Genomic DNA, 9,083 nt, shown 5'->3' with positions numbered 1-9,083 from the left:
CTTGCTTCGGAGCACAAACGAGTTAAACATGGAAATCTTACCTACCACTTGAGATTGATTTACTTTTGAATTTGATTGTTTCTGTATCTACATAGTGTGTAAGCATAAAAAAAGCCTCCGAAGCAAGAATATCTACTTTCGCGACAATGAAACTCTAGTAAACTAGGGAGTAGCTTAAAGGCTTTAAATTTCTCTAGGGTGTGGCGGTTATACTCAACACAGCACATTAGATAGGGCTATATTGAGGCATAATCGCAAACAAAACTTGATCCTCCATTAATGCCAACTTCACTAGCTGTAATAAGATGCTTCCCAAAGCCTACACAGCCACAACCAGCTTATCGCCAAGCAAGCCCTGCAACTTCTCTATTAATAACTAACACGGTTGTGTCTTAGGTTTACAAAACATTGAGTAAAGCAATTGTTGCTGATTCAACAGTCTTTGTCATTAATGGTTTTATTGCTTGAATAGACTAGATCTAATCAAAGTCGGTTAAGACTGATAATCAATATTGAGCTTCTTAAAACCCTAAAAATGTTTCGAAAAAACCGACAGCAAGAGCAACCTAAATTAGGCAACATTATGGGTTAACTGTTTAGGAGAAAACAAAACCTAGACCACAGACAGATACCAGTAAATCAGTAATCAGTAATCAGTAATCATTAATCATTTTAAAGAAGCTGAACTAATAACATCGAGAGATAAATCAATAAAAAAACGTAAAACAAACATATTTCTCACAGATACCTTGGGGGAATTACCGCACCTTGATTATGTCCTAACATAATGGAATATAACTCTCTGATTGCTCAGGTACCCATAAGCCAAGCAAGATATAAACTTAGTAGGTGTATGCCACTAAGTCGTAGGAAGTATTGAATGCAGAAGTGTCGTAGCAAAAGACTAAAAAGATGATTTTAAGAAATGAACAACATGAAGTGCTGAGAATCTTAAACTTGTAACCAACTCTAGCAAGTATTGGAAATAAAATCAGGCAAAAAAAAGTAAAAAAAACCGAGCCTAGGCTCGGTTTTTTCGATGAGTAACTAATTACTCAGCAGCTTCGACTTCAACAGCTTCAGCAGCTTCAGGACGACCTACTAATTCGATGTAAGCCATTGGGGCTTTATCACCGGTACGTAGACCGCACTTTAGAATACGAGTGTAACCACCAGGACGTTCCTGGAAGCGTGGACCCAATTCAGTAAATAACTTACCTACAACTTCAGCGTCGCGGGTACGAGCGAAAGCTAAACGGCGATTTGCAACGCTGTCAACTTTAGCAAGTGTTATTAGAGGTTCAACAACGCGACGCAGTTCTTTCGCTTTAGCAACAGTTGTCTTGATAATCTCATGACGAACTATTGAACAAGCCATGTTACGGAACATAGCTTGACGATGACTGCTGTTGCGGTTTAGTTGACGACCACTCTTACGATGGCGCATGACCTAATCCTTATAACCTAAATCTGTACTAACCTGAGACTTATAGGTCGTCAGCTAAACTAGCCGGTGGCCAGTTTTCTAGACGCATACCTAACGACAGTCCGCGAGACGCTAAAACATCCTTAATTTCAGTAAGAGATTTCTTACCTAAGTTAGGGGTCTTAAGCAACTCAACTTCAGTGCGTTGTACCAGATCTCCGATGTAATGAATCGCTTCGGCTTTTAAACAGTTAGCCGAACGTACAGTTAGCTCTAAATCGTCGACAGGACGCAGCAAAATCGGATCGAACTCCGGTTTCTCTTCTACAACAGCCTGCTCAGTCACATCACGTAGTTCAACAAACGCATCTAGCTGTTCAGCTAAAATAGTTGCAGAACGACGAATGGCTTCCTCAGGATCGATAGTACCGTTTGTGGTCATATCTATCACAAGTTTGTCTAAGTCAGTACGCTGTTCAACACGAGCAGCTTCAACATTATAAGCAATGCGAGCTACAGGTGAAAAAGAAGCATCAACCAGCAAACGACCAATTGGGCGATCATCGTCTTCAGTTTGTGCACGAGCCGAAGCAGGCACATAACCACGACCACGCTCAACGCGGATACGCATGCTGATATCATTGTTACCAGTCAAGTGACAGATAACATGATCAGGATTCACGATGGTAACATCACCATCATGCGTGATATCTGCTGCTGTAACAGGGCCTGTGCCGGACTTGCTTAATGTAAGCAAAGCCTCGTCTTTACCCTCGATGGTCACTGCTAATCCTTTAAGATTAAGCAATATCTCAAGGATATCTTCTTGTACGCCTTCCTTACTGCTGTATTCATGCAATACTCCGTCAATTTCGACTTCAGTAACTGCACAGCCAGGCATAGACGACAATAGGATGCGACGCAACGCGTTACCTAAGGTATGGCCAAAACCACGTTCTAGTGGCTCTAGTGTAACTTTGGCGCGAGTTGAATTAACCTGCTCAATATCAACGAGACGCGGTTTAAGAAATTCTGTAACAGAACCCTGCATTGTGTCCTCTCTTGTTTGTTAGCTTTACTTAGAGTAAAGCTCGACGATCAGCTGTTCGTTAATATCCGCAGACAAATCGCTACGTTCTGGAACGCGCTTAAAAGCACCTTCCATTTTCGCATTGTCGACTTCTACCCATGTAGGCTTTTCGCGTTGTCCAGACACTTCTAAAGCCGCTTTAATACGAGCTTGAGTACGTGACTTTTCACGGATGCTTACAACATCATTCGCAGACACTTTGAATGACGGAATGTTAACAACACGACCGTTAACCATAACAGATTTATGGCTTACTAGCTGACGTGATTCTGCACGAGTAGAACCGAAACCCATACGATAAACGACGTTATCTAGGCGGACTTCTAAAAGTTGCAACAAGTTTTCACCAGTGTTGCCTTTTAGACGTGCAGCTTCTTTGTAGTAGTTACGGAATTGCTTTTCTAGCACACCATAAATACGACGAACTTTTTGTTTCTCGCGTAACTGAATACCATACTCAGACAAACGTGGCTTACGTGCGCCATGTTGTCCAGGTGCAGTTTCTAGCTTACACTTCGAATCGATTGCTCTCACACCGCTTTTTAGGAAAAGGTCTGTACCTTCTCTGCGGCTGAGCTTGAGCTTGGGACCCAAGTATCTTGCCATGATCTTTCTCCAACTATCCTATAAACGCAGTGTTATACACGACGTTTTTTAGGTGGACGACAGCCATTATGAGGGATAGGTGTCACATCGGTAATGTTAGTAATTTTATAACCAACAGCGTTCAGCGCACGAATGGCTGATTCACGACCTGGACCAGGACCCTTCACGAAAACTTCAAGGTTTTTAACACCGTAGTCTTGAGCAGCAATACCTGCACGCTCAGCAGCAACCTGTGCAGCGAATGGTGTTGATTTACGTGAACCACGGAAACCAGAACCACCTGAGGTAGCCCATGACAACGCATTACCTTGACGATCTGTAATGGTGACAATTGTGTTGTTGAAAGACGCATGGATATGAGCCATGCCATCTGCAACCTGTTTACGTACGCGCTTACGCGGAGAACGTGACGGAACTTTAGCCATTTTGGTTTACCTTCCCGTTACTTTCTGATTGGCTTACGTGGACCTTTACGCGTGCGCGCATTGGTCTTAGTACGTTGCCCACGAAGGGGCAGGCTACGACGATGGCGGAGACCACGATAACAACCAAGATCCATAAGACGCTTGATGTTCATTGAAATCTCACGACGCAAGTCACCTTCTACAGTGTATTTGGCGACTTCTTCGCGTAGGATATCTATTTGAGCTTCGCTCAATTCCTTGATCTTAGCATCTTCAGCAATTGAAGTAGATGCGCAGATTGCTCTAGCGCGTGTACGTCCAATACCAAAAATAGCAGTCAAAGCAATGACTGTATGCTTTTGATCAGGAATGTTAATGCCAGCGATACGGGCCACTATGCACTCCTTAAAGTTAAAGGCCATCTGCGAAAAGCCCGAAAGGATACTCGACAGACGACAGATTTGCAAACAATATTTTGGTCAGCCCATTATTGAGCTGACCAAACTTCTTTCTTAGCCTTGACGTTGTTTGTGTTTTGGTTCAACACAAATCACACGTACAACACCACTACGCTTGACGATCTTGCAATTACGGCAGATCTTCTTCACGGAAGCTCGAACTTTCATTTCATCACTCCGTAAAAGCAATCTTATTTTCCAAAGCGATCTAAGTTTGCTTTGTTAACGAGATTAGCTTTCTTCATCACAGACTCATACTGATGAGACATCATATGGGTCTGAACCTGAGCCATGAAGTCCATGATTACGACTACAATAATTAGTAGTGAAGTACCGCCAAAATAGAACTGTACTTTCCACGCAATTAACATGAACTCCGGAATTAAGCAGATAAAGGTAATGTATAACGCACCCGCTAGGGTTAAACGTGTCATTACTTTATCAATGTAACGCGAAGTCTGTTCTCCGGGACGGATCCCAGGAATGAATGCACCACTCTTTTTCAAATTATCCGCTGTTTCGCGAGGGTTAAAAACCAACGCAGTATAGAAGAAACAGAAAAAGATGATTGCTGTCGCATACAATAATGAATACAGCGGTTGTCCAGGTGACACAGCTAAAGCGAAATCGCTTAACCATGACATGGACTCATTTTGACCAAACCACTGAGCCAGTGTGCCTGGAAACAAAATAATGCTGGAAGCAAAAATTGGTGGAATCACACCTGCCATATTTATTTTTAAAGGTAAGTGGGTGCTTTGCGCTGCGAAGACCTTACGGCCTTGTTGACGCTTAGCGTAGTTAACGACGATACGACGTTGACCACGTTCCACAAACACTACTAAATAGGTTACAGCAAATACGATAACTGCGAGCAACAGTAGTACTAATACATTCATGTCACCTTGACGCGCCTGCTCGGCTGTTGAACCGATGGCCGATGGTAGACCAGCAACAATACCTGCGAAAATTAATATCGAGATACCATTACCAATACCACGTTCGGTAATTTGCTCACCTAACCACATTAGGAACATAGTTCCTGTAACTAAGCTCACAACTGCAACAAAGTAAAAACCAAATCCGGGATTGGCCACAAGACCAGGCATCAGATTTGGTAACCCTGTTGCAATACCGACAGATTGCAAAGTACCCAACACGAGTGTGCCATATCTAGTATATTGACTGATTTTCTTACGTCCTGATTCGCCTTCTTTTTTCAATTCAGCGAGTGCAGGATGCACAACAGTCAATAACTGCATAATAATCGATGCCGAAATATACGGCATGATACCTAATGCGAAGATAGAAGCACGCTCTAAAGCACCACCCGAGAACATGTTAAACATGCCAAGGATGGTATCTTTTTGCTGAGCAAAAAGCTCTGCCAATACAGCTGCGTCAATACCAGGAATTGGCACAAACGAACCGGCTCTAAAGACGATAATCGCACCAATCACGAACAGAAGACGAGTTTTCAATTCAGATAAACCGCCTTTCGCGCTTTTTAAATCAAGTCCTGGTTTTGCCATCGACGTATTATTCCTCGATCTTGCCACCGGCAGCTTCAATAGCTGCACGAGCACCTTTAGTTACCTTGAGACCTTTTACAGTCACTGGGCGGTCAATGGTACCTGAAAGAACGATTTTCGCAAACTGGATGTTGCGAGTAATAACGTTCGCATCTTTCAGTGCATTCAAATCGACAACATCACCGTTAACTTTTGCTAGTTCGAGTACACGAACTTCAGCTGTAACCAAAGCGCGACGCGAAGTAAAGCCAAACTTAGGTAAACGAATCTTAAGTGGCATTTGACCACCCTCGAAACCGACGCGAACACCGCCGCCTGAACGAGACTTCTGACCTTTATGGCCACGACCCGCTGTTTTACCTAAACCTGAACCGATACCACGGCCTACACGCTTAGGAGCAGATTTAGAACCTGCTGCTGGAGATAGAGTATTTAGACGCATTATCCTAATTCCTCCACCGAAACCATGTAGTACACCTTGTTAATCATACCGCGAACTGAAGGTGTATCTTCAACTTCAACAGTGTGATTAATGCGGCGTAGGCCTAAACCGGTTAAGGTTGCACGGTGTTTTGGTAAACGACCAATGCTGCTTTTAGTCTGTGTGACTTTTAAAGTTTTAGTAGCCATGGTGCATTACCCCCGAATTTCATCAACATTCAGGCCACGTTTTGCTGCGATTTGAGCTGGTGACTTCATGTGCACCAACGCATCGACAGTTGCGCGAACGATGTTGATCGGGTTAGTAGAACCGTATGCTTTTGACAGAACGTTATGAACGCCTGCTACTTCCAATACGGCACGCATTGCGCCTCCGGCAATAATACCGGTACCCTGTGATGCTGGTTGCATATAAACTTTAGAACCAGTATGGCGACCTTTAACTGGGTGATGCAAAGTACCTGCATTCAACTCCACGGTTACCATATTTCGACGGGCTTTTTCCATTGCTTTTTGAATAGCAGCTGGAACTTCACGCGCTTTACCATAGCCATAGCCGATCTTACCATTACCATCACCCACAACTGTTAGTGCAGTGAAGCTAAAGATACGACCGCCTTTAACTACTTTAGAAACACGATTAACTGCAATCAATTTCTCTTGCAGATCGTCTTTTTGCTGAGCTTCTAATTTAGCCATTTTTATAACCCCTTAGAACTTCAGGCCAGCTTCACGAGCGGCATCTGCTAGTGCAGCTACACGACCATGATACTTGAAACCAGAACGGTCGAACGCAACTGTTGCTACGCCCTTCTCGATCGCACGCTCAGCAACAATTTTACCTACTGCTTTAGCCGCATCAACGTTACCGGTACTCTTTAGTAGCTCTTTAACCGCTTTTTCAACGGTTGAAGCAACTGCCAACACCTGAGCTTCAGGATTAATCACCTGAGCATAAATGTGACGCGGTGTACGATGTACAACCAGACGATTCACGCCCAGCTCTTGGATCTTCTTACGTGCACGTAACGCGCGACGTAAGCGAGATGTTTTCTTATCCATATCGCGTTACCTACTTCTTCTTAGCCTCTTTACGGCGTACTACTTCGTCGTCATAACGAACACCCTTGCCTTTGTAAGGCTCTGGTGGACGGTATCCGCGAATGACAGCAGCAACCTGACCAACTTCTTGTTTATCGACGCCCGAAAGCACGATTTCAGTTTGGCTAGGACACTCTGCAGTAACGCCTGCGGGCAGTTTGTGTACTAATGGATGTGAGAAACCTAATGTTAAATCTAAGTCACTACCAGCAATCTTTGCACGGTAACCTACACCAACTAGTTTAAGTTTTTTCACAAAACCTTGAGATACACCAACAACCATATTGTTTACTAGTGCACGTGCAGTACCAGCCTGAGCCCAAGCGTTAGCAACGCCTTCGACAGGTAGGAACTTTACTTCTGCATCTTCGATAACAACATTTACCGCATTGTTGATTACTCGAGTCAGACTTCCTTTACTGCCTTTAACAGTTAAGGTCTGTTCGTTTAAAGTCACCTCTACGCCAGCAGGAACAGTGACTGGTGCTTTTGCAACACGAGACATTTCTAGCTCCTTACGCTACGTAGCAGATAACCTCGCCACCCGTGCCATTTTGGCGGGCGGCGCGATCAGTCATCAAGCCTTTAGAAGTGGACACAATTGCGATACCCAGACCGCCCATCACCTTTGGTAACTCGTCTTTACCTTTGTAAATACGAAGACCAGGGCGACTTACACGCTGGATAGTCTCAACGACTGGTTTGCCTTGAAAGTACTTTAATGTAATTTCTAATTCAGGCTTAGCTTCATCTGCTACGGCGTATTCAGTAATGAAACCTTCATCTTTAAGTAATTTCGCAATTGCTACTTTTAACTTAGCTGAAGGCATCTTAACAGATACGTGGTTAGCAGCTTGGCCGTTACGAATACGGGTTAACATATCCGCAATAGGATCTTGCATGCTCATATTAGCTTACTCCGTGACAAGTGCTTACCAGCTGGCCTTACGCAGACCAGGAACTTCACCACGCATGGTTGCTTCACGTAATTTAATACGGCTTAAGCCGAATTTACGTAGGAAACCATGTGGGCGACCAGTTTGATTACAGCGGTTGCGTTGACGCGCAGCGCTAGAATCACGTGGTAGAGCTTGTAACTTAAGTACGGCATCCCAACGATCTTCTTCAGAAGTTGTAGGGCTGCTGATTATAGCCTTAAGTGCTAAACGCTTTTCAGCATATTTAGCTACGAGCTGCGCACGTTTTGCTTCACGTGCTTTCATAGATGTTTTTGCCATTATGCTACCCTTATTTCTTGAATGGGAAGTTAAAAGCGTCTAACAAAGCACGACCTTCTTCATCATTCTTCGCAGTAGTAGTGATAACAATATCCATACCACGAATTTTATCGATTTTATCATAATCGATTTCTGGGAAGATGATCTGCTCACGCACGCCCATTGCGTAGTTACCACGACCGTCAAACGCTTTTGCGCTTAAGCCACGGAAATCACGAATACGTGGTATTGCAATGTCAACTAAACGCTCTAAAAATTCCCACATACGCTCACCGCGTAGGGTCACTTTACAGCCAATAGGGTAGCCTTCACGGATTTTAAAACCAGCAACTGATTTACGAGCAACAGTTACAATTGGTTTCTGGCCAGCGATTGCAGTCATGTCACGGAGCGCATGCTCCATAACTTTCTTATCTGCAACAGCTTCGCCCACACCCATGTTTAGGGTGATTTTTTCAATCCGAGGGACTTGCATGACACTGCTGTAACCGAACTTTTTAGCTAGTTCAGCGACTACAGTCTCTTGATATTTATCATGCAGTTTCGCCATCGTTTACTCCAAATTACTTAACGAGTTCGCTGTTCGACTTAAAGAAACGGACTTTTTGGCCGTTTTCAAATCGGAAACCAACACGATCTGCCTTGCCTGTGGCTTGGTTAAAGATCGCAACGTTTGATGTTTGAATCGGTGCTTCTTTCTCGATAACGCCGCCAGTCACACCCAATTGAGGGTTAGGTTTCTGGTGCTTTTTAACAAGATTGAGGCCTTCAACAATTAACTTACCAG

Annotated in this window: 16 protein-coding genes; all 16 read right to left on the bottom strand. The window is 43.8% G+C overall.

From position 1 onward, the window contains the following. Positions 1–1,051: 1,051 nt before the first annotated feature. The gene (gene rplQ, locus H5185_RS19500) at positions 1,052–1,447 is read right to left on the bottom strand and encodes a 50S ribosomal protein L17 (RefSeq protein WP_011635664.1); all 396 of its coding nucleotides are present in this window, start codon (positions 1,445–1,447) and stop codon (positions 1,052–1,054) included. A gap of 40 nt (positions 1,448–1,487) precedes the next feature. Continuing rightward, complete coding sequence (locus tag H5185_RS19495) at positions 1,488–2,477, bottom strand: DNA-directed RNA polymerase subunit alpha (RefSeq protein ID WP_011635663.1); 990 nt, start codon at positions 2,475–2,477, stop codon at positions 1,488–1,490. A gap of 24 nt (positions 2,478–2,501) precedes the next feature. Then, complete coding sequence (rpsD, locus tag H5185_RS19490; protein ID WP_124017683.1) at positions 2,502–3,122, bottom strand: 30S ribosomal protein S4; 621 nt, start codon at positions 3,120–3,122, stop codon at positions 2,502–2,504. 32 nt (positions 3,123–3,154) lie between these two features. Continuing rightward, a complete protein-coding gene (gene rpsK, locus H5185_RS19485) occupies positions 3,155–3,547 on the bottom strand; it encodes a 30S ribosomal protein S11 (protein ID WP_011635661.1) in 393 nt (130 codons plus the stop codon). 17 nt (positions 3,548–3,564) lie between these two features. After that, on the bottom strand, positions 3,565–3,921 hold the full coding sequence (rpsM, locus tag H5185_RS19480) for a 30S ribosomal protein S13 (protein WP_011635660.1): 357 nt from the start codon (positions 3,919–3,921) through the stop codon (positions 3,565–3,567). Between the two features lie 117 nt (positions 3,922–4,038). Then, positions 4,039–4,152 (bottom strand): 50S ribosomal protein L36, encoded by a 114-nt coding sequence (rpmJ, locus tag H5185_RS19475; protein ID WP_006083579.1) that lies wholly within the window; start codon positions 4,150–4,152, stop codon positions 4,039–4,041. 23 nt (positions 4,153–4,175) lie between these two features. Next, a complete protein-coding gene (gene secY, locus H5185_RS19470; RefSeq protein WP_101084805.1) occupies positions 4,176–5,516 on the bottom strand; it encodes a preprotein translocase subunit SecY in 1,341 nt (446 codons plus the stop codon). A 7-nt stretch (positions 5,517–5,523) separates the two neighbouring features. Beyond that, complete coding sequence (rplO, locus tag H5185_RS19465; RefSeq protein ID WP_124017684.1) at positions 5,524–5,958, bottom strand: 50S ribosomal protein L15; 435 nt, start codon at positions 5,956–5,958, stop codon at positions 5,524–5,526. After that, positions 5,958–6,146 carry a 50S ribosomal protein L30 gene (gene rpmD, locus H5185_RS19460; RefSeq protein WP_011635656.1) on the bottom strand — a complete coding sequence of 63 codons (189 nt, stop codon included), beginning with the start codon at positions 6,144–6,146 and terminating at the stop codon, positions 5,958–5,960. Before rpmD ends, rplO begins: the two co-directional genes overlap by 1 nt. A 6-nt stretch (positions 6,147–6,152) precedes the next feature. Further along, positions 6,153–6,656 carry a 30S ribosomal protein S5 gene (gene rpsE, locus H5185_RS19455; RefSeq protein WP_011494651.1) on the bottom strand — a complete coding sequence of 168 codons (504 nt, stop codon included), beginning with the start codon at positions 6,654–6,656 and terminating at the stop codon, positions 6,153–6,155. Positions 6,657–6,668: 12 nt separating this feature from the next. Further along, entirely contained in the window at positions 6,669–7,019 is a 351-nt protein-coding gene (gene rplR, locus H5185_RS19450; protein WP_011635655.1) for a 50S ribosomal protein L18, read from the bottom strand. A 10-nt stretch (positions 7,020–7,029) separates the two neighbouring features. Beyond that, positions 7,030–7,563 carry a 50S ribosomal protein L6 gene (gene rplF, locus H5185_RS19445; RefSeq protein ID WP_124017685.1) on the bottom strand — a complete coding sequence of 178 codons (534 nt, stop codon included), beginning with the start codon at positions 7,561–7,563 and terminating at the stop codon, positions 7,030–7,032. A 10-nt stretch (positions 7,564–7,573) separates the two neighbouring features. Continuing rightward, positions 7,574–7,966 (bottom strand): 30S ribosomal protein S8, encoded by a 393-nt coding sequence (gene rpsH, locus H5185_RS19440; RefSeq protein WP_124017686.1) that lies wholly within the window; start codon positions 7,964–7,966, stop codon positions 7,574–7,576. A 24-nt stretch (positions 7,967–7,990) separates the two neighbouring features. Beyond that, positions 7,991–8,296, bottom strand: a complete 306-nt coding sequence (gene rpsN, locus H5185_RS19435; protein WP_182723865.1) for a 30S ribosomal protein S14 — start codon at positions 8,294–8,296, stop codon at positions 7,991–7,993. A gap of 10 nt (positions 8,297–8,306) precedes the next feature. Next, positions 8,307–8,846 carry a 50S ribosomal protein L5 gene (rplE, locus tag H5185_RS19430; RefSeq protein WP_011635651.1) on the bottom strand — a complete coding sequence of 180 codons (540 nt, stop codon included), beginning with the start codon at positions 8,844–8,846 and terminating at the stop codon, positions 8,307–8,309. A 13-nt stretch (positions 8,847–8,859) separates the two neighbouring features. Beyond that, positions 8,860–9,083, bottom strand: a 224-nt coding sequence (gene rplX / locus H5185_RS19425) for a 50S ribosomal protein L24 (protein WP_182742923.1), incomplete at its 5' end; no start/stop codon positions are given.

It is taken from the genome of Shewanella sp. SG44-6, from assembly GCF_014164185.1.
Taxonomy (GTDB): domain Bacteria; phylum Pseudomonadota; class Gammaproteobacteria; order Enterobacterales; family Shewanellaceae; genus Shewanella; species Shewanella vesiculosa.
The sequence above is the reverse complement of the archived record's forward strand: the minus strand, read 5'-3'. Positions and strand labels throughout refer to the sequence as shown.